The following is a 22,531-nucleotide window of genomic DNA, read 5'->3' on the forward strand; positions in this document are numbered from 1 at the left end:
GCACGCGGGCCCTGATCACCGGTCCTTGGCCAGCGCGACGAGTTCGGCGAACAGACCGCCGGCGTCGACCAGTTCCTCGTACGTCCCGTCCTCGATGACCCGGCCCTTGTCCATGACGAGAACACGGTCGGCGAGGCGGGTGTTCTCCAGCTGGTGGGTGACGACGATCGTCATGCGCTCGGCGGCGATCCTCCGGATCTCCAGGAAGATCGCGTGCTCACCGCGTGCGTCCATCTGCGAGGTCGGCTCGTCCAGGATCAGCAGCGGCGTCCGGCGGTACAGGGCCCGCCCGCACACGAGGCGCTGCCACTGCCCGCCGGAGAGTTCCGCGCCGCCCCACAACTCCTTGGCGAGCAGGGTGTCGAGCTGCTGGGGCAGCTTCTCGATCGCCTCCCGCATGCCGACGGCGTCGACGACGTCCCACACGGGCCCGTCGTCGAAGGTCTTCGGCTGCCCCAGGGTGATGTTCTCCCGGGTGCGCAGGGGCCAGCAGGCGAAGTTCTGCGGGACGAGCGCCGTCCGCTTCCACACGGCGTCGGGGTCGGCGTGGGCGAGGTCGACGCCGTCCCACCGCACACGCCCCTTGTCGGCGAGGAGGATGCCGGTGATGAGCTTGGCGAGGGTGGACTTGCCCGAGCCGTTCTCGCCGACGATCGCCAGGATCTCGCCCCGGCGGAGGGTCAGCGACACCCCCGCGATGGCCGGCTCCTCCTTGCCCGGGTACTGGTACACGACCTCCTCCAGACGGATCTCGTCCACGCGCTCCGGAATGGTCGAATCGCCCCGCCGCGGGGCACGTTCCGCGGCCATGTCGAGGAACGCCCGCATGTCCGCCAGGTAGAGCGAGGTGTGGAACATCGCCGCGCCGTGGACGACGAACTGGCCGAGCGCGCCGAGCGTGGTCTGCACGGCGACGACGGCGGTGGCGGCGACCGGCAGGGCGACCCGGCCGCCGGCCGCCAGCCAGGCGAGGGTGGCCCAGGTGCACAGCAGGAAGACTCCGCCCAGGGCACTCGTCGTCAGCACGATGCGCAGCCGCCGCGGAGCCGCGGTGACGGTGCGCCGGTCGATGCGGTCGGACAGCGCGCGGTACCAGTAGATGAGGTAACCGGTCATGCCGTTGGCGCGGACCTCGTCGCCGAAGCGGGAGTAGGTGGCCCACCAGCGCATCATCGAACGCACATTGCGGTCACCGACGTTGAGATAGTGCGTCTCGTAGTCGACACGGGCGGACAGCACGGCTCCGGCACCGGCCGGCAGGACGGCCAGGAGGAGCAGGGGCAGCATCAGCGGGTGCAGGGCGGTGATGACCCCGCTCGCGGCGATCATGCGGACCAGGGCGGACATGAACCGCTGGGCGTCCTGGACCATCAGCCGGGTGCGCGTGACGCCCACCTCGGCGGCTTCCTGCCGGTCCGCGAAGCCGTCCTCGCCGTAGGCCGAGGTCTCCACCCGGCAGACGGCGGCGACCAGGGCGATGTCGGCCTCGGTCGTCAGCAGCGGGGTGATCCGGCCGTCGGCATACGCGGACAGGGCACTGCTGACCCGGCCGACGGCCGCGGCCGCCGTCACCACGATCAGGGCGGGCAGCGCACCGTGCAGGCGTTCGGAAACGGAGCCGCCGCCGAGGACGTGCGTCATGGCCTGGGCGGTGAACGCGAGGACGACGGCAGCCGCGATGCCGGTGAGGAGCTGGCACGCCAGGAGCAGCAGCACCCCGCGCCGGTCGACGGCCCACGCCATCCGCGCGGTGTGCCCGAGCACCGACGGCAGACGCCGGCACATGGCGCCGAAACTGGCGCCTGCCAGCGGGTTCTCGCCGTGCTTCCCCCCGAAGGCGAGGGTCGCGGGCGGGGGAGGGGGTGGGGTCTTCTCGTCAGCGGTCGAGGCGTCGGTCACAGTCACCTGCGTCCCTCCTGGAGGTCCGTGCCGCGCCTGGATGGCTCGGCGGTGCACGGCCTAACGACACGGCGTCGGATTCGAACGCGGTCGATTCCGGACGCGCCGCGAACCTTGCCGCGCAAGGGACCGGCGGACGCGGCGCGCTGCTGAGGCCGGTCCCGGGCGCGCGGGGTTGGCCGAATCGCGGATGCTCGAAACCAGTGGGGCGGATGGGGTTTCCATGGCTCGCCGTCCCGCGCCGTGCCGTTTGCCGTCTGTGCTGGTGGGGACCCGGGCGGGCATGAACGTGATGTCACGCCGCCGCCTGCTGCGGCAGAACCGGGTCCTGTGGCTGCTGGACCGCCTGGAGCGCGAGCCCAGGGCCGACGCGGTGATCGACACGCTCCGCAAGGGCGTCCGGGCCCTGCCGCTCGGGCGCGGCCGGGACCTGCTGCACGGCCGGTGGCTGGGGCATCCCGTGCACCCGCTGATGGTGCAGGTGCCGATCGGCAGCTGGCTGTCGGCCACCGTCCTCGACCTGCGGCCCGGCCGCTCCCGCGAGTCACGCCTGCTGGTCGGCGTCGGGCTGGCCGCCGTCGCTCCCACGGCCCTGGCGGGCTGGGTCGACTGGGCCGACCTGCACCGCCAGCAGCAGCGCGTCGGGCTGGTGCACGCCCTGTCCAACACGGCGGCCGTCGGCCTGTACGCCGCCTCGCTCGCCTGCCGCGTCCGGGGACGCGAGGCCGCGGGCCGGGCCTACGGCTTCCTGGGGCTCACGGCGGTGGGCATCGGCGGCATGCTCGGCGGCCACCTGGCCTACCGGCAGGCCTCCGGCGCCAATCACGCCGAGGAGGTTCCGCACGTCGTCTCGGAGGGCTGGCACCGGATCGGAACCGTGGACGAGTTCCCGGCCGGGCAGCCGGTGCGGCGCAGCGTGGACGACGTGCCGGTGCTGGTCGTGCGCGAGACCGGCGGGGAGATCCACGCGCTGGCCGAGCGGTGCAGCCACCTCGCGGGACCGCTCGCCGAGGGCACCGTCGCCGACGGATGCGTTCAATGCCCGTGGCACGGCAGCGTCTTCCGCCTCTCCGACGGCTGGAACGTACGCGGGCCCGCCACCGCCCCGCAGCCCTCCTTCGAGACCCGGATCACCGGCGGCGAGGTCGAGGTGCGCCTGCGCCACCAGGACGGGGGACAGCAGCCGAGGGGCCGGGACATGGCCGGGCTGGGGAGCGGAACGGGATCGGGTGGTGGACATGATGCCCATGGCTGACAGTGGCGCACGGCGGCTGCGCGGACTTCTCCGGCACACCGAACGGAGCTACTCGGCCGGCCACGACCGGCCGCTGGGCGGCTATCTCGCCGCCATGGCGGGCTTCGCGACGTTCACGGCGGCCTGGACCACGGCGGTACGGCTGCGCGGGCGCCCCTTGCCCGAGCGGCCCGAGCCGTGGGACGTCGTGCTGACCTCGGTGGCCACCTTCCGGCTCAGCCGGCTGCTGAGCAAGGCATCGGTGACCAGCCCCCTGCGCGCCCCCTTCACGCGGTACGTCGGCCCCCAGGGCCCCGCCGAACTCCACGAGGAGGCCCAGCCCGAGCAGGGCAGGCACACCGTCGGCGAACTCGCCACCTGCCCGTTCTGCATGAGCGTCTGGGTGGCCTCGGCCCTGACCGCCGGCCGGCTGCTCTGGCCCCGCGCGACCCGCACCGCCATGGGCACGCTCACCGCCCTCGCCGGCGCGGACGCGCTGCAACTGGCGTACGGCGCGCTGGTGGAGAGGACGACCGGCGACTGACCGCCGACGCCCGTCCCGGTGTCGGTCACGGCGCCCGGCGGCCCGCTCGTGAACCGCGGTAGGCGGCACGGCGGGTCGCGGCCAGGGCACCGCCCGGGGCGAAGGCACGGACGCTGCGCCGGTAGATGTCGAAGTCCAGGGTCTCCTCCTGCCCGAGGGGCAGCACGTCCCGCACCGTGAGCACGGCGAACCTCCGCCAGGTCCGGTCGCCGCCCTCGGCGCACAGGTCGAAGACGAGCGGTCCGGCGGCGAGAGCGTCGGCCACGCCCGCTGGATCGCCGGGCACCGGACCCCGCCCGGCGCGGCGGGGGAAGGCGGCCAGGAGACAGCGGCGGTCGGCCACTCGGTAGGGGAGCAGGCTGGAGTACGGGCCACGCAGCACATCGGCGCGCGGCAGCGGCAGGTGCCGGGTGAACCGGCCCCGGCCGCTGCTCGTGAGGAGCAGGTCGAGGGTGTGGTCCGGGCCGTCGGCGTCCGGTACGCGCACGGCCAGCCCGAGCCAGTCCGGCACCCGACGGGGCAGACCGGCCGCTCGGGAGAGGCGGACCATGGCGGTGTGGTGCCCGCGGGCGTCCAGCCAGGGAACACGCCAGGGCCCGCTCCGGTCGGCCACGACCTCCACCTCTGCCGTGCACGTCAGCCCGTGCGGATGCAGAGCCGGGGCTTCACGCAACCGGGCCAGCGCGCGGAAGCCGGCCTCGACCGCGGCGACCGGCCGGGCCCGGAGCGGCTGCCCGGGCCGCCGCCCGCCGGCCGTCCGGATGTCGTCGGACGGCGACGCACCCGCGCTCACGACCCGCACCGGCCGCACTGCCGCCGACCGCACTGCCACCGGCCGTCCGCGGTCGCCCTACCCGTCATCGGCCACGCCTCCGGGCTTTCCCCGCGCTCCGAGCCGGAGGGCAGCGCAGCCAGGCGGTGATCCAGCCCGTCTGCATCGCGGCGTCGAGGAGGTACGTGGGCCGGATCCGGCCCTTGGGCACATAGACCAGATCGACGGCCAGCAGCGTGACGGCGGTGCCCAGGCCGATACGGCGGGCGTGGGCCGGGCCCCGCGGGTCGGTGGCCGCGGTGAGCTGGGCGAGGCCGGCGGAGGCCAGCAGCCCGCCCGTCGTCATCTGGAGCCAGACATCGGTCTTCGGGCCGAAGACCCACTCGAAACTGCGCAGGTGCAGCAGCGGCCACAGCCCGCCCACGACGTTGAACGCACCGTGCGCGAGGGCGATCGCGTCCGCCGACCCGGCATCCGTGTTCCTGCCCAAAGCGACCTCCCCTCGTAGGATCGCCCGAGTACCCCTGGCGGCTGTCCCTACGCCGGTCCGGACCTTCCTGACCGCAGCGGCCGGAGGGCTCGCCCCAGCGCGTCGCGCAGCCGGTCGAGGACGCTGAGCGGCACGCCCAGGAGCGCGTTGCGGGGCGGTCGCCGGGGGACGACCGGGTGCGGGTGGGTGGGCGCGGTCCTGCGCACCGTCTCCCACGCGGCGCCGATCCGGCGCAGCTGAGCGGTGTCCACGGCTTCCTGCAGCCGGGGCAGGACGAGGCCCTCCTCGTCCCGGATGTCCTGCCGTATCAGGGCGAAGACCCGCCGTACCTTCTCCTCGCGCTCCGGTGCACCGGGACTCAGGCGTTCGATGTCCGCGACGAGATCATTGATCTGCTGGTGCTCCTCCTCGACCCGGGAGGTCAGTTCCTCTCCGTCCCGCACCGAGCGCCGTACGGCCGGCCACAGCACGGTCTCCTCCGCGAAGGCGTGGCTGAAGACGAGCTGGACGACCTCCTGCAAGACGCGCTCGCGCTCCGCACCGTCGTCCAGGGCCCGGTACCGGTCCATCAGCCGGTTCATCTCGGCGTGATCACGGCGTTGCCGTGCCAGGACGCTGCCCGGGCCGCCCAGTTGCTCGACGGTCTGCTCCTCGACGCTCCTGGACATGATCCGCTCCTCCCGGCAATGTCGTCCGGCGCGCGGGGCGCCCTGACCGATGCGCCCTGACCGATCACCGGCCCGTCGTGCTGAACGCGTCCCGGGCCCGGTCCAGCAGCGAGGCGAAGGGGCCGATCGTCCACTGCAGCGCCGGTGATCCGGCCGCGGTGGGGTGCGGATGGGTCGGCGCGATCCTCTCGGCCGTCAGCAACCGCCTGCCCATCGTCTGCCGCTGCTCGGGCGTGCAGCCGGACTCGAGCGCCGGGAACTCCTCCGCTTCCTCGTGCCTGGCGTGCGCCAGCACCTCCTGCTCGAACTGCGCGAACTGGACGTCGAACTCCCTGCTGGAGAGATCCATCTTCTCCAGCCGCGCGAGAACCTTGTTGGCCTCCTTCTCCTCACTGTTGCGCGCGTCGGCCTCGTCCTTTCCGGCGGTGTCCTTGGCGGGGCCGGGCGCACCACCATCTCCTCGGCCGTCTCGTGCACGGCCAGCAGTCCCCTCAACTCGTTGAAGGTGTCCTGCTTGCGGTCTCCCTCGGCGCCTTTCACCTCGCCGAAGAGCGCCCGGATGCGAGCGTGCTGCTGGAGCAGGATCGCCACCACGTCGTCGTCCGGCATCCGCGCCGCCTTCTCCCGCTGAGGCTCTTCGTCCCGCTCGGGGAACTGTGCGCTCATCACGTCGTCCTTCCTGCTCGCGGGCCTGTCGCCCACGCACCGGGTCACCACGCCGGGCGAACGGCAAACGCCGGGTGAGGGCGGGCCGGGGACGCCGCCGACCTGCCTCGGGTTTCCGTCACTGCAGGTCGGGGACCCGCCACCTGTGGTGGCGTACCGAGCGGAGCATCGCGTGCGTGTGCCGGCCGTGCGGTCGGGCTGGCTGACGCAGACGTTCGTCCACTGGGCGTATCCGCCGGAAGCGGTGCGGGCGCTGCTGCCGGAGGGACTGACCGTGGACGAGTACGACGGGGCGGCCTGGGTGGGGCTCACGCCCTTCGTCAGGGCGGACCTGCGCCCGCACGGGGTGCCCGCCGCGCTGCCGGGGCTCCCCACGTTCGCCGAGACGAACCTGCGGACCTACGTCCGGCACCGGGACGGCCAGGACGGGCTGTGGTTCCTGTCCATCGAGGTCGCGTTCCCGCTGATGCTGGCCGCCCGGGCGATCGGCGCGCCGTACCACCAGGGCACCCTGAGCGTCTCCGACGAGGGCGACACGGTCGCGTACGCCGGTTCGCGAGGGACCGGCGGACCCTCCTACCGCCTCGTCGTCCGCCCCGGGGACCCGATCGAACCGACGGAGTGGGACGTGTGGCTGACCTCGCGCTGGCGGGCGTACACCCGCAGCCTCGGCCTGCTCTGGGAGACGCCCGTCGAGCACGAGCCGTGGCCGCTGGCCGGGGCCACGGCCGACGAGCTGGAGGAGACCCTGACCACCGCCGCGGGCCTGCCCGCGCCCGAGGGGGAGCCGGTGGTGCACTTCTCACTCGGCGTCACGGACGTGCGGCTGGGCCCCACCAGGCCGTGCGCCCCGGGCGGCCGCGCCGAGAACGGGAGCGTGTCTTCCGCCCGGTAGTGCCCGACTCCCACGCGTCGCTCACGCCGCCGCGGCGAACGCGGCGCTGACGGCGGTGTCGGTACGGGCGTGGATGACCAGTCGGGTGCCGCTGGTGTCGGCGTTCGCCTCCAGCACACGGCGTGCGGGCGCGCTGCCGGTGGCCACCGACATGAGGATGCCCAGGCCGCTGCAGAGCCGGTGGACGCGGAGGACCACGCTGAGCGCCGCGCCGTCCGTGGCCGCATCGTCGAGGACGATGACCACCGGCGCCGGCCGGCAGGCATGGACCAGGTCGCCGATCTTCCCGAGAAGCGCGGCTCGTCCGCCGACACCGGGGTCGCGGTGCACCGTGACGACGAGCACTCCGTGATCGAGGGAATGGGTCAGCAACACGGCCTCCGTTGTCCTCCCGCGGCGGCTTGTCCTCCGGGGAAGTACCCCGCGGCGCTCCGCCCAAGCGCCGCTCGGCCTCGCCGGCCCGGCCGCCGCGACCGGGGAGTTTCCCTCAGCCGCGGGCGGGCCTGCCGTCGGCCGACGTGACCGTGATGGCGGTCGTGCGGCCGTCCGGAGCGATGCGGAGGACGGGGATCGCCTTGTCCCTGGGGGCGCCGTCGCCGCCGAGGGCGATCCAGCCGCTCGCGCCCGGCTGTGGTCCCAGCTCCCGGAGCCGGGCCAGGGTCCGGTGGACGTCGGTGACCGTCGGATGCGGCACCGCGGGAGTCTCCCGGACCGCCCGGGCCGCCGTCAGCAGGGCGTCGTACATCATCACGGCCCGGCCGTCCTCCAGGTCGCCGTGTCCGAAGGTGTCGGTGAACGTGCCGTCGCGGAAGGGCGCGGCGAGCCTCAGGTCGAAGGCCTCCGGTGTCACGTCCCAGGCCCGGGGGTGGGCGAGGCCGGTGTGGAGCAGGTCGATGCGCCCCTTGCCGAGCACGTCGGCCAGGTCCCGGGCGCCGAAGCCGTTCGTGTGCCTGATCATCATGGTGTCGTCACCCGACATCACGGTGATCCTGTGGTCCTTGCACGGGCGTGCGGCGAGGACGGTCAGGAGCCGCGGCAGCGTCGTGCCGCGGCCCGCGAAGTAGACGACGTCCGGCCGTACCGCGCACACATCCGCGAACCGGGCGCGGAAGTCGCCCGCGCCGGACCGCGAGGAGTCGAACAGGGTGGGTTCCGCCCGGACGAGCCGCTTCGCCGGTATCCGGGCGCGGAACTGCTGGGCGAGGGTGCTCGTGTACTGGTCGCCGGGGGCCACGTCCTGCACGAACAGGATCCGCGCGTCGGCGCGTCGGCCGGCCGACAGATGCTGTACGGCGGCCGCCGCCTGGTCGGCGTTGGTGGGCGCGACGCGGGCCAGACCGGGGACGGCGGCCCAGGAGTCGGCCGTGAGGACCGAACCGAACGAGGGGAGGCCGCCGGCCGTCAACTCCTCCACCATGTCCTGGCTGGAGGCGGTGCTGCCGCCCAGGCCGAGCGCCGCCACGATCCGTTGGGCGCGCCGGGCCCCGAGCACCTGTCCGACCGCGTGGTTGCGCTGCTCGGCGGTGCCTCCGGTGTGGCCGAACAGCAGCCGGACCGCGGCGCCGTCCTGCCGGGCCCCGAGTCTCCCGTTCGTCCTGAGCTGGGCGAGGTGCGCGCCCTCCAGATCACGCCGGACGGCCTCCATCGCGCCACTGCCGTCGAACTCCTGGGTGATGGGCGTCAGGTACACCATCGACACGAACGGCCGCCCGCCCGGCTTGGCGGCGGCCGCGACGACCCGCCGGTTCTCCGCGGCGATCCGCTCCAGCACGGGTGCGACGGCCCGGCTCGACGAGGAGCGCAGCCGCTCGGGCGAGGCGTCCGCGTCCAGCAGGCCCACGCACCTGCGCATCCGGCCCTCACCGAGGGCGGTCAGACCCTCGGCGCAGGGCAGGACCGCCGACGGCGTCGACGGTGGCACGTCACCTGTGAGGAACAGGGCGGTCAGGACGGCCAGCGCGGCGATCGCCGCCCTCCCGGACCGCCGCCGTCGCGGCCGTGTTCGCGCGCTGTCGACCTCGCCGATGCCCTGCTCGGCCCCGGTCGCCAGGCGGAGCACCTCCTCCAGGCCGGGCCGCCGGGCGGGGTCCTTGGCCAGACAGCGCGACACCAGCGCGCGCAGCGGGCCGGGGACGCCGGTCAGGTCCGGTTCCTGGTGCACCACCGCGAAGGCCACCGCGATCGGCTCCAGGCCCGCCGCCTCCGGGTCCTCGAAGGGGCTCCGGCCCGACGCGGCGAAGGCCAGCACGCCACCGAGCGCGAACACGTCCGTCGCCGGGGACACCGCCTGGGCCGCGATCAGCTGCTCGGGCGCCATGAAGGCCGGGGTACCGACCATCGCGCCACTGCGGGTCAGCGCACGGCTCTGCACGACGGAACGGGCGATACCGAAGTCGATGACCCGGACGCCGTCGTCGGCGAGCAGGACGTTGGCCGGCTTCAGGTCCCGGTGCACGATCCCCTGCCGGTGGATGTCCCGCAGCGCCTCCGCCAGCTGTCCCGCGAGCCGGACGACATCGGCCACGGGCAGCGGCCCGCCGGACCGCACCCGGGCCTCCAGGGAGTCCCCGGCGACGTACTGGGTGGCCAGCCAGGGCGGATCGCCGTCCGGATCGGCATCCACCACGGGTGCCGTGAAGGCCCCGCTCACCTTCCGGGCCGCCGCCACCTCGCGCCGGAACCGGGCACGGAAGTGCGGCTCGTCCGCGTACTCCGGCCGGATCACCTTCAGCGCCACCCGCCGCCCGGCGGCGGTGCGCGCGAGGTACACCACTCCCATCCCGCCCGCGCCGAGGCGCCGTTCCACGGTGAACTCCCCGATCCGCCGCACCCCGCCAACGTAGCGGCGCCGGCGGTCCCCGGTTTCCGCCTTCTCGGCGTCCGGCCCCGATCAGCACACCTTCAGGTGAAGCGGCACGGGTCGACCGGTGCCGACCGCACGGCGCGTGTAGGTCGGCCCGCCGCCCCGCGGACGGCCGAGGAGACAACCGCTGCCGCGCCGTCCAGACTCGAAGGAGGATTAGCGTCTTCCGGTCGACCGGGTCTGCGAGGGCCGGGCTGTGCATGATGTGCCGTTGTGGCTGTGGCTGGTGTTCGCCGTCACCGTGCTGGTGTCCCTGGCGGTCGACCTGCTGGCGCACCGGCAGGCCCACGTCATCGGCTTCAAGGAGGCCGCCGCCTGGAGCGGGGTGTGGGTGGGGCTGGCGATCGTCTTCGGCGCCGTCGTCTTCCTCGTGGTGGGCACCACCGCCGGTGTCGAGTACACCACCGCGTGGCTGCTGGAGAAGAGTCTGTCGGTCGACAACCTCTTCGTCTTCGCCCTGATCTTCGGCTACTTCCGGGTGCCCCGCGCCTACCAGCACCGCGTGCTCTTCCTCGGGGTCCTCGGCGCCCTGGTCTTCCGGGGGCTCTTCCTGGCCGCCGGGGTGGCGGTGGTCAGCCGCTTCACCGCCGTCCTGTTCGTCTTCGCCGCGATCCTCTTCTACAGCACGTACAAGATCCTCAAGGAGGAGGACGACAGCTTCGACCCCGGCAAGAGCATCGCCGTACGCCTGCTGCGCAAGGTCATCCCCGTACGGGACGAGTACGCCGGGACCCACTTCTTCGTGCGGGAGGCCGGCAGGCGCGTCGCCACCCCGTTGCTCGCCGTGGTCGCCGCGATCGAGGCCGCCGACCTGGTCTTCGCCGTCGACAGCGTGCCCGCGGTGCTGGCCGTCAGCAGTGACGCCTTCATCGTCTACACCAGCAACGCCTTCGCCATCCTGGGTCTGCGGGCCCTGTACTTCATGCTCGCGGGCCTGCTGGACCGCTTCCACTACCTCAGCAAGGGACTCGCGCTGATCCTCGCCTTCATCGGCGTCAAGCTCATCCTGCAGGCGTCCCACGAGATCATCAGCTCCGACGTGCCCGAGATCCCCTCCCCGATCAGCCTCGCCGTGATCGCCACGGTCCTGACCGTCTCCATCGCGCTCAGCATGCTGCGCCCCCCACCAAAGGACTCCCAAATGCCCCTAAAGCAGCATTAAAATGGCGGCCATGAGCAGCGAGAAGGAGCGGAGAGCGGCCTCCCGTCCCCGGTACGTCTGCCGCTCGTGCAAGCAGCCGGTGGACGCCGTCATGGAACGGCACAAGACCATGGGCGTCTTCGTCCCCGTCTGGGTCCCGGGCCCCTGCCACAACCAGCGGTGCGACCACTACGTACCGGAACTGGTACCGGTCACGTCGGTGCGGGGTGCGACCTGGCAGCACCTCACCGGCTGGAAGCACGACTGAGCGACGGGAGGAGTACGGAGTAACGAGGAGTGCGGAGTAACGCGGTCACAGATCGAGGACCAGGCGCGGCCCGCACGCGCGGGAGACGCAGATGAGCATGGTGTCGCCGGCCGCCCGTTCGTCCTCGCTCAGCAGCGAGTCCCGGTGGTCGGGCGTGCCGTCGAGGACGTCGGTCTCGCAGGTGCCGCAGGTGCCCTCCTGGCAGGAGAAGTCCACCGGGACGCCCGCCTCCCTGACGACCTGCAGCACCGAGCGGTCGGGCGGCACGGCGAGGGTGAGTCCCGCGCGGGCGAGCACCACGTCGAAGGTCCCGGCGGGGCCGGGCCCGGCCGACGGCACCGGCGCGAACCGCTCCACACCCAGGGTGCCGGGAGGCCAGGCGGCGCACCGCTCCCGCACCGCCCGCAGCAGGGGTTCGGGGCCGCAGGCGTGCACCAGGGTGCCCTCCTGAGGTGTCCCGAGGAACCCGGCGAGGTCGAGCAGGCCGTACTCGTCCTGAGGGCGGATCAGGACGCGCTCCCCGAAGGGCGCCAGACGGTCCAGGAACGCCATGGAAGAGCGGGTGCGGCCGCCGTACAGCAGACTCCAGTCGGCACCCGCGGCCCGGGCCGCCTCGACCATGGGGAGCAGGGGCGTGATGCCGATGCCGCCCGCGACGAACAGGTGCCGTGCGGCCGGGCGCAGCGGGAAGTTGTTCCGCGGCCCGCGCACCCGCACCTTCTCGCCCCGCACGAGGTGCTCGTGGACGTACGCCGAGCCGCCGCGGCCCCGCGGCTCGCGCAGCACGGCGATCTGCCAGGTGTCTCGTGCGCCGGGGTCCCCGCACAGGGAGTACGGGCGGACCAGGTCCCCGTCCAGGAGCAGGTCGATGTGCGCGCCGGGACTCCACGCGGGCAGGGGCTCGCCGTCGGGGCGGCGCAGGGTGAGGGAGACGACACCGTCGGCGGCGTGCGTGCGGTCCGCGACGACGAGGGGCGTGCCGTCCAGGGGGCGGGGGTCGCTCATGGTGGTCACCTGGTCCGGTCCGGAGTGTGCGGCGGTACGTGCAGCAGCAGTGCGTCGCCCTGGCCGCCGCCCCCGCACAGGGCCGCCGCCCCCACGCCGCCGCCGCGTCGCCGCAGCTCCGTCGCGAGGGTCAGGACCAGTCGGGCACCGGTCATGCCGACCGGATGCCCCAGGGCGATGGCCCCGCCGTTGACATTCACCTTCTCGAGCGGGACGTCGAGGTCCCGCAGGGAGGCGAGGGCGACACCGGCGAACGCCTCGTTGATCTCGAGCAGGTCCAGGTCGGCGGCCTTCAGCCGCCCGTCCCGCGCCAGGGCGTCGCGGACCGCGCCGGACGGCTGCACCAGCAGTGAGGGGTCGGGGCCCGCGACCGTGCCGTAGGCGCCGATCACGGCGAGCGGCGTGAGGCCCTCCCGCTCGGCGCGTGCCGCACTCATCACGACGACGGCCGCCGCGCCGTCCGAGAGCTGCGAGGAGTTTCCCGCGGTGATGGTGCCCTCGCCGTCGCCGGAGAAGGCGGGCCGCAGCCGTCCGAGGCTCCCGGCGGTGCTGTCCGGCCGTACGCCCTCGTCGGTGGTGACGACTGTCTCACCCCGGCGTCCCGGCACCGTGACCGGCGTGATCTCGGCGGCCAGGGCGCCCGACTCCTGGGCGCGGGCGGCGCGTTGGTGCGACAGGGCGCTGTACTCGTCCTGCTCCGCCCGCTTCAGGCCGTACGGCCGCTGGTGGCGCTCGGTGGCCGCGCCCATGGAGACGCCGTCGAAGGCGCACACGAGCGCGTCCCGGTCGAGGGCGTCCTCGGCGGTGGCCGCACCGTACTTCCAGCCGCCGCGTGCGCCGCGCAGCAGGTGCGGGGCGCCGGACATGGACTCCATGCCGCCCGCGACGACCACCTCGTGACGCCCGGAGGCGACCATGAGGTCGGCCAGGGCGATGGCGTGCAGACCGGACAGGCAGAGCTTGTTCACGGTGCTCGCCGGGACGGAGAACGGGATGCCGGCGCGCACCGCCGCCTGCCGTGCCGTGTTGGGGCCGGCCCCGGCCTGCACGACATGGCCCATGACGACGGCTTCCACGGCGGCCGGGGCCAGCCGTACGGCGGAGAGGGCGGCGCCGATCGCGTGCGCGCCGAGGTCGGGGGCGGACAGGGCGCTTAGGGCGCCCATCAGCTTGCCGACGGGCGTTCTGGCGCCGGAGACGATGACGGATCCGGGCACGGCCGGGACCTCCTGGGTGCGAGGGGACGGGATCAGGCGGCGGCGTGCTCGGCGACCAGGTGGGCGGTCTCGTTCACCGAGTGCAGGACGATCCGCCCGCCCGGCAGCCGCCGGACCCGGCTCACGGAGGTGTAGCCGGGGTGGAACCAGAACATGCGGGGCAGTCCGAGCACCGTCGCCAGATAGGTGTTGGTGATGCCGCCGTGGCACACGGCCGCGATCCGTCGGCCCGGGTGGGCGGCCAGCATGGTGTCCATGCCCCGCACCGCTCGGGCCCGGAAGGCCTCCCAGTCCAGGTCGGGCACGAAGTCCTCGTACCGTCCCTCGGCGAGCGCCACCGACCGGGGGTCGTCGGCGTTGATCTGCTCCGGCGGTGTGTAGGGCTGTGAGACGTCGGTGTCCCACTCGCGCAGGTCGTCCAGCACCGTCGCGGTCAGTCCGGTGCGGCGCTCCAGCGGCGCCGCCGTCTCCCGGGCACGCCGGAACGGGCTGGCGTACAGGGCGTCGATGTCCTCGTGCGCGAGCCAGGCGGCGAGCCGCTCGGCCTGCGCGGTGCCCTCCGGGGACAGCCCGGGGTCGTACACGCCCGCCAGGGGGAGGCCGTGCCGGATGAGGAGCAGTTCGGTCATGGAGGATCCTTCGCGGTGGGACCGGCTCAGCCGGCGATGGTGCGCTCGGAGCGCCAGTAGGGGCGCCGCATCGCGCGTTTGTCGAGCTTGCCCATGGCGTTGCGCGGCAGCTCGGCCACGAACTCGTAGGACTTGGGGCACTTGTAGGAGGCCAGCCGGTCGCGGCAGAACCGGTCCAGGTCCCCGGCCGGCGGCTCGGCCCCGGCGGCCACGACCAGTGCCCGCAGCGACTCGCCGAAGTCCGGGTCGGGCACGCCGATGACGGCGACCTCGGCGACCGCGGGATGCAGCCGCAGCACCGCCTCGCTCTCCGCCGGGTACAGGTTGACGCCGCCGGAGACCACGACGTCGGCGGCCCGGTCGGTGAGGAAGAGGTAGCCGTCCGCGTCCACGTAGCCGATGTCGCCGAGGGTGAAGACGCCGGGGGAGAGGTAGGCGGCCTCCGTCTTGTCCGGGTCGGCGTGGTAGCGCACGCCCCGGCCCTCGGGGGCGCGGAAGGCCAGCAGGCCGAGTGCGCCGGGCGGCAGCGGGTTGCCGTCGTCGTCGGTCACCAGCACCTCGAACGGGGGCTGGACACGGCCGACGGAGCCGGGGTGCTCCAGCCACTCGGTGCTGTCGATGCGGGCCAGGGTGCCCGCCTCGCTGGCGCCGTAGGACTCGGTGAGCACCGGGCCGAACCAGTCGATCATGGCCCGCTTCACGTCCGGCGGGCACGCGGATCCGGTGTGCGAGACGTGGAGCAGGCTGGAGACGTCGTACCGGCCGCGCACCTCCTCCGGCAGGGCGAGCAGGCGCTGGAAGTGCGTCGGCACCATCACGGAGGAGGTGACCCGCCACCGCTCGACGTGACGCAGGAACGCCTCCGCGTCGAACTTGCCGAGGATCACCACCGGCTGACCGGCCGCCAGGTGCCGCAGCGAGGTCAGCGGCCCGTTGTGCTGGAGCGGGCCGCACACCAGGTGGGGACCCGGGGGGAAGCCGGGCCGGGCAGCCAGCTCGGCCAGGTAGGCGGCGCTGTCGGTGACCGGGCCGCTCACCCAGCGCACCTCGGTGCCGCGGGCCCGGCCGGTGGTGCCCGAGGTGTAGACGAGCGGAGGCCGGGCGGGCCGGTCCGGGGGAACGGTGCCGGCGGGTGCCGCGCCGAGCCACAGGTCCCAGTCGAAGGCGTGACCGGCCGGCTCGGTGCCGTGCGTCACGACGGGCAGGCCGAGTTCGCGGGCCGCCTCGACGGCGACACCCGCACCGACCGGCCCGGCGATGATCCCGGTGGCGTCGGCGTCGACGAGCTGGTCGACGAGTTCGCCGACCCGCAGCTGACGGGACGTCGCCACGGTCCCCACGCCCGCGCGCAGCCCGGCGAGGTGGGCCACGAGCGTGGGGATCGCGTTGTCGCCGAGGACGGCGACGCGGTGATCGGGGCCGGGCGCGAACTCCAGCAGCCGTACGGCCGCCCGCTCGACCCGGTCGGCGAGCCCGGACCAGGACAGCGCACCCCGGTCGTCCACCAGGGCGGGCTCGTGCGGTGTCTCCTGGGCGCGGCGGTCGAGTGGTGGAAGGGACATGGCTCCTCCGGCGGCTCCTCGGTCTTCCCCTGCGTCCACGGGGAGGCGATGCCGAGACTGTAGCGTTTATCAAGAAAGTACGGAACACTCTGACCGAGCCGGTGCTACCCAGCCCAGTGCGAGGGCTTCTTCCGGATCTACGTTTCTCTAGCTGTCGTCTGCTAAGTGCCGCCCAGGAGGAGCCATGTCCAAGCCGGACGCGGAGCAGCCGGACCTCGACGCCTGGCGCGCCCGGGCCGCACAGTGGCTGGCCACCGTGCTCGAACCGGCCGGGGCGCCACGGTCCGTCTCGCCGGCGGGTGATCTCGCCGTCTTCCACAACCTCCCCGACGACGAGGAACGACTGCTGCTGGAACGCTGCCGCGCCTACCAGCGCGCCCGCTTCGACGCCGGGTACCAGGCCCTGACCCTCCCGAGGGACAAGGGCGGCGCGGGCCTGAGCGCCGCCCACGCGGCTGCCTTCGCCCAGGAGGAGTCCGCCTTCGCGGTGCCGCCGTCGACCGAGCTGATCAGCGTCACCGTGCGGCTGGTCGGGATGGCCGTCTCCCTGTTCGGGACGGACGGGCAACGTGCCACGTACGCCCGCGCGTTCCTGCGCACGGACCTGCTGGCCTGTCAGCTCTTCAGCGAGCCCGGCGCCGGGTCCGACCTGGCCGCGCTGCGCACCCGTGCGCGGCGGCAGGGCGACGCGTGGGTGGTCGACGGCCAGAAGGTGTGGACGTCGGGAGCCCAGTTCGCCGACTACGGGCTGCTGCTGGCCCGCACCGACCCGGATGTCGTCAAGCAGGCCGGCATCACCGCCTTCCTGGTCCCGATGGACGCCCCCGGCGTGGTGACCCGCCCCATCCGGCAGATGAGCGGCGGCGCCTCCTTCAACGAGGTGTTCCTCGAAGGCGTCCGCGTCCCGGACGCGCTGCGGATCGGGCGCCCGGGGCAGGGCTGGGAGGTCGCCACCGCCACCCTCGCCTTCGAACGGACCGCCTCCGGTGGCGGCAACCGGCGCAAGGGCGGCACCTTCGCCGACGTCCTCGCCCTCGCGCGCTCACTCGGCCGGACCCGCGACCCCCTCGTCCGCCAGCAACTCGCCGACCTGTACGTCCGGTCCGAGTTGCGCGCGGCCACCGTGGACCGGGTCGCCCGGGCGAGCGCGGCCGGTGGCCGGCCGGGCCCCGAGGCGTCGCTGACCAAGCTCATGGCCTCCGACCTGCTCACCCGCACCGGGCAGACGGCGGCCGACCTCATGGGCGCCCGGATCGGCGCCGACACCGGCGAGCCGGACACCTTCGCCTGGACGCAGCACCTGCTCGGTGCCCCCGGCTACCGGCTGGCCGGCGGCACCGACCAGATCCAGCGCAACCTGATCGGCGAACGCGTCCTGGGACTGCCCGGCGAGCCGCGTACCGACCGGGTGCCGTTCTCCCAACTGCCCCACAGCTGACGAGGAGCATGACCGATGGACACAGGACTGACAGGCGCCAAGGCGCTGGTGACCGGCGCCAGCCGGGGTATCGGCCGGGCGATCGCCGCAGCGCTGGCCGCCGAGGGCTGCGCGCTGGCCCTGTGCGCGCGGGGCGAGGAGGCGCTGGCGAAGACCGCCGCCGAACTGCGCGCCGACGGAACGACCGTGTACGCCGAACCGGTCGACGTCACCGACCCGGCCGCCCTCGCGGCCTTCGTGCGGCGGTCGGCGGACGAACTCGGCGGCCTGGACCTGCTGGTCTCCAACGTCTCGGCGGGCAACGTCAAGGGACCCGAGTCCTGGGAGGCCAGCCTGCGCGGCGACCTGATCCCGTTCGCGGGACTGGTCGAGGCGGCCCTGCCGCACCTGGAGGCCTCCGACCGGGCCGCCGTGGTGGCCATCGGCACGACCAACGCCTCCGACACGGCCCGCCCGGCCGGAGCCAACTCCTACTCCGCCCTGAAGGCGGCCGTCGTCCAGCACGCCTCCGCCCTCGCCCACGCCCTGGCCCCCGAGGGCATCCGGGTCAACACCGTCTCGCCCGGCCCGATCGACTTCCCCGGCGGCGCCTGGGAGACCATCCGCACCGCCCGGCCGGAGGTCTACGAGGAGGTGCTCGCCAAGCTGCCGATCGGCCGCTACGGCACCGCGGAGGACGTGGCGAACGCGGTGACGTTCCTCCTCGGCCGCACCGGCTCGTTCTGCGTCGGTGTCAACCTCGTGGTGGACGGCGGGCTGCTGACCCGCGTCCAGTACTGAGCCGTGGCGGGCCCGGCCGGCCGTCTGGACGCCGTACTGGTCTGCGGCGGCAGGTGGCACGACGTCGACTTCGCGCGGCTGCGACTGCTGGAACTCCTCGCGGACCAGCCGCGCGTCCGCACCCGCGTGTACCAGGACTACGACTGCCTGCCCGCACTGGAGGCCGCCGACCTGCTGGTCACCTACACCTGCGACGTACGCCCGGACACCGGGCAGCGCGAGGCGCTGGCGGACTTCGTCGAACGCGGCGGCTCCTGGCTCGCCCTGCACGGCACCAACTCCGTGATCGAGCCCCCGACTCCGGGCGGGCCACGGCTCTTCACAACCCCGCGGCTCCTCGGCGAGCTGGCCGGCGTGCTCGGCAGCCAGTTCCTCGCCCACCCGCCGATCGAGCCGTACGAGGTGCGGGTGACCCGGCCGGACCATCCGCTGGTCGCCGGGATCGGGCCGTTCACGGTCACCGACGAGCTGTACGTCTGCGAGCTGCACGGGGAGCCGGAGGTGCTGCTGCACGCCGAGTACACCGGGCCGTGCCGCGGTTTCGCCGAGGGCGACACGGCGGCGCTCGACGACGCGCCCCGGCCGGTGCTGTACCTCAAGCGGCACGGACGGGGCGAGGTCTGCTACTTCACCCTCGGCCACTGCCGGGGCCGGTACGACATGCAGGACCTCGGTGTGGCCGACACCGGGCGGGTGGACCGGGGGCCCTGGGAAGCGCCGGAGTTCCGCACGGTCCTCCGGCGCTGTCTGGAGCGGGCCGTCAGCCGTGCGGCAGCACCACCGCCCGGCCGGTGATCTCCCCGGCGTGCAGGCGCTCGTACGCCAGGGGAGCCTCGTCCAGGGAGAACGTCTCGACGTGCGAGGAGACGAGCCCCCGACGGGCGAGGTCGAGGACGTCCACCAGGTCCGTCCGGCTGCCCCAGTAGGGCGCGCAGGCGGAGACCTCGAACGGCAGTCCGCCGCCGAAACCGACCGCCAGGGTGCCGCCGCCGATGCCGACGACGCTCACGTCCCCTCCCGGCGCCACCGCCGCGGCGGCGACGGCCAGGGTCGCCCGGGCGCCCACGAAGTCCAGGACCGCTTCCGCTCCCACCCCGCCGGTCAGTTCCCGCACGCGCGTCGGCGCCTCCTCGCCGGACAGGAGCGCCTCGTGCGCGCCGACGGCGCGTGCGAGCTCCAGCTTCTCCTCGTGCACGTCGAGCGCTATGACCCGGGCCGGTGTCAGCGCGCGCAGCAGCTGCACGGCGAGATGCCCGAGGCCGCCCACGCCGATCACCACCGCGGTGCTGCCCGGCACCAGCTTGGGCAGGGATCCGCGGATCGCGTGATACGGCGTCAGACCCGCGTCGGTGAGCGGGGCCGCCTGTACGGGGCCCAGGCCGTTCAACGGCACCAGATGCCGGGGCGAGTCGACGAGCAGGTACTCGGCGAGGGCGCCGGGGGAGCCGAGCCCCGGCGGCATGATGCCCAGTCCGGCGGCGTGCGGGCAGCGGTTCTCGCTGCCCTCGGCGCAGACACGGCAGCGGCCGCAGCCCCACGGACCGTACACCGCCACCTCCTCGCCCTCGGCGACACCGGTGGCCCCGCTGCCGAGCGCCGCGACGGTGCCGACACCCTCGTGCCCCAGCGTCAGCGGCAGCGGATACGGGAACCGCTCCTCGGGCCAGCCCATGACCGCGAGGTCGGAGTGGCACAGCCCGGCCGCCGTCACCTTGATCAGCACCTGGCCGGGGCCGGGTTCGGGCACGGGGATCTCGACGACCTCGGGCGCCTTGCCCACGGTCCTGTACTGGACGGCCTTCATCGTCCTGCCTCCTCGTCGGGAACGGTCGGCGCGCCGGCCGCTGCCGGAACGCCCGGGTCGCCGCTCCGGCCGGCCCGCCGGCGGCGCAGTACGGCGGGCAGCGACATCCGCCCACCGGTCAGCACCAGCGCGATGATGAGGACCGAGCCGGTGAACAGGCTCGTGGCCCACGGCGCACTGGTGACGAGCCCGAGTCCGGTGATGCCGGTGCCGAGCAGCAGCACCGCGATCACCGTGCCCCAGGCGTTGAAGCGGCCCGCCCGCAGCTGTGTGGCCCCCACGAAGGCCGCCGCGTAGGCCGACAGCAGGTAGGGCGTGCCCGCCGACGGCGAACCGGAACCGACGGACGCGGCGAAGACGACACCGGCGAAACCGGAGAGCAGCGCGGACATCACCAGCGTCATGAAGCGCAGCCGCCCGGTGCGCACCCCCTGCAGGCGGGCCGCGTTCTCGTTGAAACCGGTGGCGTAGAGCCGGCGTCCCGTGGCGGTGTGCTCCAGCAGGAACCAGAGGGCCACCGCGGCGAGCAGCAGGTACAGCACCGGCAGGGTGAGGCCGCCCGCCTCCAGCTGGGCGATGCCGGCGAACGGCTTCGCCATGAGCTGCACTCCGGTGATGGAGCTGTCGTTGGTCACCAGCGTGATGAGGGACTGGACGAGTGCTCCGGTGGCGAGGGTGGCGATGAACGAGTCGACCCGCAGGACCACCACCACGAGCCCGTTGACCAGCCCGACCAGCAGAGCGGCCGTCATGGCCAGCGCGACGGCCGTGCCCGGGCCGAGGCCCGCGGAGACCAGGAAACGGGCGGTCAGCACGCTGGTCAGCGACATCGTGAACGCGACCGAGAGGTCGAAGACGCGGGCGGCCAGCGGAGCCACGACGCTGAGCGCCACCAGCCCGGCCACGGCGTTGCCGTTCAGGACCTGCGTGACGGTCGTGGCGGTCGGGAACGTCTCCGGCGCCCACGCCGAGAAGACGACGACGATGAGCAGCCAGACGTACAGGGCGCCGATGTTCCGGAACGACAGCGCGGCCACCGCCCGCCGGACCGGGGTGCGGGGTGCCCGCACGGCGGATGCCGCGGACGTCTCCGGTTCGGCCGGCCGGTGATCCGCCGCCGGGATCGGGGTGGAGGTCATGTCGCTGAGGTTCCTTCCATGGCGTGGACGAGCGCGGGTTCGGTGATGTCCCGGCCGTGCAGCTCCCGTACGACGCGGCCGTCTCGCACCACCAGGACGCGGCTGCACAGCGCGAGCAGATCCTGCGTGTCGGACGAGGACACGAGCACGCCCATCCCGTCGGCGGCCTGCCGGAGTATCAGCTCGTACAACTGCCGACGGGTGGCGATGTCGACGCCCGCGGTGGGTTCGCACAGGGCCAGCACGTCCGGCCGCTGGGCCAGGCAGCGGGCCATGACGACCTTCTGCTGGTTGCCGCCGCTGAGCGTGGTGATCCGGGCACCGGTCCCGGACGCGCGCACCTCCACCCGCCGGACCCACTGCTCGACGAGCACCGCCTCCCGTCCCCGCCGCAGCCGGCCCAGGCGGGCGCGGAGCCGGTCGAGCAGCGGGAGGGTGAGGTTCTCCGCGACGGAGAACGCGCCGACCACGCCTTCGCGCGCCCGGTCGGCGGGCACCAGGGGGATGCCGAGGGCGCGGGCATCGCGCAGGTCGACCCATCGAGGGGAGCGCGCGGGCACCCGCGCCCTGCCGCTCACGGGTCCGCTCCACGCCCCGCACACCGCGTACGGCACCGCCTCGTGGCCGGAGCCGACCAGGCCGGTGACGCCCAGCCGTTCGCCCCGGGCGAGGGTGAAGCCGACGCCGCGCAGCGGGCCGGCGCACAGGTCCCGGACCTCCAGCGCGGCCTCGCCGGCCGCCCGGGAGGGCGGCGGACACCCCCTGGGGCCGGTCTCCACGTCGTGCCCCGCCATCAGCTCCGCCAGCGACCGGGGCGTGAGTTCGGCAACCGGACGGGTGGTGATCCGGCGTCCGCCGCGCAGCACGGTGACCCGGTCGGCGAGCGCGAAGATCTCGTCCATCCGGTGCGACACGTACAGCACGCTCGCGCCCGAGTCACGGACCTCCCGCACGATGTTGAAGAGCCGCGCCACCTCCCCCGGCGGCAGGACGGCGGTCGGCTCGTCGAGCACCAGGACGCCGCGCCGTCCCTCCCAGCCCTGGAGCGCCGCGGCGATCGCCACCACGGCACGCTGGACCGGACTGGCCAGGGACAGCGGCCGACGCACGTCGACACCGAGGCCGAAGCGCTCCACCAGCGTGCTGGTGCGGCGCTCCGTCTCCGGCCAGTGGATGGTGCCGAACGCCGTACGGCTGAAGCCGTGGCTGAGCGCCAGGTTGTCCGTGGCGCTCAACTCCTCCACCAGGCCGAGTTCCTGGTGGACGAAGCGCAGCCGGTCGTGCCGCGAGCCCGTGACGTGCCCCAGGTCGAAGGGCTCGCCGTCGAGCTCGGCGGCCGCTCCGGGCTCGGCCCGGTGGTATCCGGCGAGGACCTTGATGAGGGTGGACTTGCCGGACCCGTTGGGCCCGATCAGGGCGTGGATCTCGCCCGGGGCGATCTCCAGGTCCACGTCCCGCAACGCCTGGGTCCCGCCGAACCGTTTGGACAGCCCGGACACCCGCAGCACGGGCCGGTC

General features: G+C 73.9%; 22 protein-coding genes. 8 read left to right on the forward strand and 14 right to left on the reverse strand.

Going from position 1 to position 22,531, the window contains the following annotated elements; translation table 11 throughout:
* Positions 1 to 15: 15 nt before the first annotated feature.
* Positions 16 to 1,899 (reverse strand): ATP-binding cassette domain-containing protein, encoded by a 1,884-nt coding sequence (locus ACSUPV_RS35850; protein WP_382612529.1) that lies wholly within the window; start codon positions 1,897 to 1,899, stop codon positions 16 to 18.
* 283 nt (positions 1,900 to 2,182) lie between these two features.
* Between ACSUPV_RS35850 and ACSUPV_RS35855 the strand changes: the two genes are divergently transcribed.
* Together ACSUPV_RS35855 and ACSUPV_RS35860 are read left to right on the forward strand one after the other, a co-directional pair.
* Complete coding sequence (locus ACSUPV_RS35855; RefSeq protein WP_436949314.1) at positions 2,183 to 3,154, forward strand: Rieske 2Fe-2S domain-containing protein; 972 nt, start codon at positions 2,183 to 2,185, stop codon at positions 3,152 to 3,154.
* Positions 3,147 to 3,677, forward strand: a complete 531-nt coding sequence (locus ACSUPV_RS35860; protein ID WP_436949316.1) for a DUF1360 domain-containing protein — start codon at positions 3,147 to 3,149, stop codon at positions 3,675 to 3,677. Before ACSUPV_RS35855 ends, ACSUPV_RS35860 begins: the two co-directional genes overlap by 8 nt.
* Positions 3,678 to 3,702: 25 nt before the next feature.
* Here ACSUPV_RS35860 and ACSUPV_RS35865 read toward each other — a convergent pair whose 3' ends face one another.
* The 4 genes from ACSUPV_RS35865 to ACSUPV_RS35880 all read right to left on the reverse strand — a co-directional run bounded on the left by ACSUPV_RS35865 (position 3,703) and on the right by ACSUPV_RS35880 (position 5,956).
* Positions 3,703 to 4,470: a phosphodiesterase gene (locus ACSUPV_RS35865; protein WP_436949318.1), complete on the reverse strand. Its 768-nt coding sequence runs from the start codon at positions 4,468 to 4,470 to the stop codon at positions 3,703 to 3,705.
* A gap of 64 nt (positions 4,471 to 4,534) precedes the next feature.
* On the reverse strand, positions 4,535 to 4,939 hold the full coding sequence (locus tag ACSUPV_RS35870) for a hypothetical protein (protein WP_436949320.1): 405 nt from the start codon (positions 4,937 to 4,939) through the stop codon (positions 4,535 to 4,537).
* A 47-nt stretch (positions 4,940 to 4,986) separates the two neighbouring features.
* Positions 4,987 to 5,607: a hemerythrin domain-containing protein gene (locus ACSUPV_RS35875; protein ID WP_436949322.1), complete on the reverse strand. Its 621-nt coding sequence runs from the start codon at positions 5,605 to 5,607 to the stop codon at positions 4,987 to 4,989.
* 64 nt (positions 5,608 to 5,671) lie between these two features.
* Positions 5,672 to 5,956, reverse strand: coding sequence for a hypothetical protein (locus tag ACSUPV_RS35880; protein ID WP_436949324.1), 285 nt, complete (start codon positions 5,954 to 5,956; stop codon positions 5,672 to 5,674).
* A gap of 489 nt (positions 5,957 to 6,445) precedes the next feature.
* On the opposite strand from ACSUPV_RS35880, the gene ACSUPV_RS35885 reads away from it, so the two are divergent.
* On the forward strand, positions 6,446 to 7,168 hold the full coding sequence (locus tag ACSUPV_RS35885) for a YqjF family protein (RefSeq protein WP_436949326.1): 723 nt from the start codon (positions 6,446 to 6,448) through the stop codon (positions 7,166 to 7,168).
* 21 nt (positions 7,169 to 7,189) lie between these two features.
* Here the strand turns inward: ACSUPV_RS35885 and ACSUPV_RS35890 are convergent, their stop codons facing one another.
* Both ACSUPV_RS35890 and ACSUPV_RS35895 read right to left on the reverse strand, forming a co-directional pair.
* Positions 7,190 to 7,540, reverse strand: coding sequence for a hypothetical protein (locus ACSUPV_RS35890; RefSeq protein ID WP_031117255.1), 351 nt, complete (start codon positions 7,538 to 7,540; stop codon positions 7,190 to 7,192).
* Between the two features lie 115 nt (positions 7,541 to 7,655).
* On the reverse strand, positions 7,656 to 9,998 hold the full coding sequence (locus ACSUPV_RS35895; RefSeq protein ID WP_436949328.1) for a bifunctional serine/threonine-protein kinase/ABC transporter substrate-binding protein: 2,343 nt from the start codon (positions 9,996 to 9,998) through the stop codon (positions 7,656 to 7,658).
* Positions 9,999 to 10,227: 229 nt separating this feature from the next.
* Between ACSUPV_RS35895 and ACSUPV_RS35900 the strand changes: the two genes are divergently transcribed.
* Together ACSUPV_RS35900 and ACSUPV_RS35905 are read left to right on the forward strand one after the other, a co-directional pair.
* Entirely contained in the window at positions 10,228 to 11,193 is a 966-nt protein-coding gene (locus ACSUPV_RS35900; RefSeq protein ID WP_031117252.1) for a TerC family protein, read from the forward strand.
* Positions 11,194 to 11,203: 10 nt separating this feature from the next.
* The gene (locus tag ACSUPV_RS35905; protein WP_031117251.1) at positions 11,204 to 11,440 is read left to right on the forward strand and encodes a hypothetical protein; all 237 of its coding nucleotides are present in this window, start codon (positions 11,204 to 11,206) and stop codon (positions 11,438 to 11,440) included.
* A gap of 45 nt (positions 11,441 to 11,485) precedes the next feature.
* Here the strand turns inward: ACSUPV_RS35905 and ACSUPV_RS35910 are convergent, their stop codons facing one another.
* Genes ACSUPV_RS35910 through ACSUPV_RS35925 form a run of 4 tightly spaced genes read right to left on the reverse strand, consistent with a single transcriptional unit; the run spans position 11,486 to position 15,853 of the window.
* Positions 11,486 to 12,445, reverse strand: coding sequence for a PDR/VanB family oxidoreductase (locus ACSUPV_RS35910; RefSeq protein WP_436949331.1), 960 nt, complete (start codon positions 12,443 to 12,445; stop codon positions 11,486 to 11,488).
* 5 nt (positions 12,446 to 12,450) lie between these two features.
* Positions 12,451 to 13,662 (reverse strand): acetyl-CoA C-acyltransferase, encoded by a 1,212-nt coding sequence (locus ACSUPV_RS35915; RefSeq protein WP_436949333.1) that lies wholly within the window; start codon positions 13,660 to 13,662, stop codon positions 12,451 to 12,453.
* 32 nt (positions 13,663 to 13,694) lie between these two features.
* Positions 13,695 to 14,291, reverse strand: coding sequence for a histidine phosphatase family protein (locus tag ACSUPV_RS35920; protein WP_359789770.1), 597 nt, complete (start codon positions 14,289 to 14,291; stop codon positions 13,695 to 13,697).
* A 26-nt stretch (positions 14,292 to 14,317) separates the two neighbouring features.
* Complete coding sequence (locus ACSUPV_RS35925) at positions 14,318 to 15,853, reverse strand: AMP-binding protein (protein WP_436949335.1); 1,536 nt, start codon at positions 15,851 to 15,853, stop codon at positions 14,318 to 14,320.
* 184 nt (positions 15,854 to 16,037) lie between these two features.
* On the opposite strand from ACSUPV_RS35925, the gene ACSUPV_RS35930 reads away from it, so the two are divergent.
* Genes ACSUPV_RS35930 through ACSUPV_RS35940 form a run of 3 tightly spaced genes read left to right on the forward strand, consistent with a single transcriptional unit; the run spans position 16,038 to position 18,866 of the window.
* On the forward strand, positions 16,038 to 17,291 hold the full coding sequence (locus tag ACSUPV_RS35930) for an acyl-CoA dehydrogenase family protein (RefSeq protein WP_436949337.1): 1,254 nt from the start codon (positions 16,038 to 16,040) through the stop codon (positions 17,289 to 17,291).
* Positions 17,292 to 17,306: 15 nt separating this feature from the next.
* Complete coding sequence (locus ACSUPV_RS35935; RefSeq protein WP_031117244.1) at positions 17,307 to 18,071, forward strand: SDR family NAD(P)-dependent oxidoreductase; 765 nt, start codon at positions 17,307 to 17,309, stop codon at positions 18,069 to 18,071.
* Positions 18,072 to 18,074: 3 nt separating this feature from the next.
* Positions 18,075 to 18,866 carry a ThuA domain-containing protein gene (locus tag ACSUPV_RS35940; RefSeq protein ID WP_436949340.1) on the forward strand — a complete coding sequence of 264 codons (792 nt, stop codon included), beginning with the start codon at positions 18,075 to 18,077 and terminating at the stop codon, positions 18,864 to 18,866.
* Here the strand turns inward: ACSUPV_RS35940 and ACSUPV_RS35945 are convergent.
* Genes ACSUPV_RS35945 through ACSUPV_RS35955 form a run of 3 tightly spaced genes read right to left on the reverse strand, consistent with a single transcriptional unit; the run spans position 18,832 to position 22,522 of the window.
* Complete coding sequence (locus ACSUPV_RS35945; protein WP_436949341.1) at positions 18,832 to 19,875, reverse strand: NAD(P)-dependent alcohol dehydrogenase; 1,044 nt, start codon at positions 19,873 to 19,875, stop codon at positions 18,832 to 18,834. The genes ACSUPV_RS35940 and ACSUPV_RS35945 overlap by 35 nt on opposite strands.
* Positions 19,872 to 21,014, reverse strand: a complete 1,143-nt coding sequence (locus ACSUPV_RS35950; RefSeq protein ID WP_382612062.1) for an ABC transporter permease — start codon at positions 21,012 to 21,014, stop codon at positions 19,872 to 19,874. The genes ACSUPV_RS35945 and ACSUPV_RS35950 overlap by 4 nt, the downstream gene beginning before the upstream one ends.
* Positions 21,011 to 22,522 carry a sugar ABC transporter ATP-binding protein gene (locus tag ACSUPV_RS35955; RefSeq protein WP_436949344.1) on the reverse strand — a complete coding sequence of 504 codons (1,512 nt, stop codon included), beginning with the start codon at positions 22,520 to 22,522 and terminating at the stop codon, positions 21,011 to 21,013. The genes ACSUPV_RS35950 and ACSUPV_RS35955 overlap by 4 nt, the downstream gene beginning before the upstream one ends.
* Between the last annotated feature and the right edge of the window lie 9 nt (positions 22,523 to 22,531).

Origin of the sequence: Streptomyces sp. SudanB52_2052 (assembly GCF_964272415.1) — a bacterium.
GTDB classification, from domain to species: Bacteria; Actinomycetota; Actinomycetes; order Streptomycetales; family Streptomycetaceae; genus Streptomyces; species Streptomyces olindensis.

What these genes read in the sequence shown, in the direction of transcription:
- ACSUPV_RS35855 (WP_436949314.1), top strand. Translation starts at nt 2,183, where the DNA reads ATGAACGTGATGTCACGCCGCCGCCTGCTGCGGCAGAACCGGGTCCTG.
- ACSUPV_RS35860 (WP_436949316.1), top strand. Translation starts at nt 3,147, where the DNA reads ATGGCTGACAGTGGCGCACGGCGGCTGCGCGGACTTCTCCGGCACACC.
- ACSUPV_RS35875 (WP_436949322.1), bottom strand. Translation starts at nt 5,607, where the DNA reads ATGTCCAGGAGCGTCGAGGAGCAGACCGTCGAGCAACTGGGCGGCCCG.
- ACSUPV_RS35880 (WP_436949324.1), bottom strand. Translation starts at nt 5,956, where the DNA reads ATGGATCTCTCCAGCAGGGAGTTCGACGTCCAGTTCGCGCAGTTCGAG.
- ACSUPV_RS35905 (WP_031117251.1), top strand. Translation starts at nt 11,204, where the DNA reads ATGAGCAGCGAGAAGGAGCGGAGAGCGGCCTCCCGTCCCCGGTACGTC.
- ACSUPV_RS35910 (WP_436949331.1), bottom strand. Translation starts at nt 12,445, where the DNA reads ATGAGCGACCCCCGCCCCCTGGACGGCACGCCCCTCGTCGTCGCGGAC.
- ACSUPV_RS35920 (WP_359789770.1), bottom strand. Translation starts at nt 14,291, where the DNA reads ATGACCGAACTGCTCCTCATCCGGCACGGCCTCCCCCTGGCGGGCGTG.
- ACSUPV_RS35925 (WP_436949335.1), bottom strand. Translation starts at nt 15,853, where the DNA reads ATGTCCCTTCCACCACTCGACCGCCGCGCCCAGGAGACACCGCACGAG.
- ACSUPV_RS35930 (WP_436949337.1), top strand. Translation starts at nt 16,038, where the DNA reads ATGTCCAAGCCGGACGCGGAGCAGCCGGACCTCGACGCCTGGCGCGCC.
- ACSUPV_RS35935 (WP_031117244.1), top strand. Translation starts at nt 17,307, where the DNA reads ATGGACACAGGACTGACAGGCGCCAAGGCGCTGGTGACCGGCGCCAGC.
- ACSUPV_RS35945 (WP_436949341.1), bottom strand. Translation starts at nt 19,875, where the DNA reads ATGAAGGCCGTCCAGTACAGGACCGTGGGCAAGGCGCCCGAGGTCGTC.
- ACSUPV_RS35950 (WP_382612062.1), bottom strand. Translation starts at nt 21,014, where the DNA reads ATGACCTCCACCCCGATCCCGGCGGCGGATCACCGGCCGGCCGAACCG.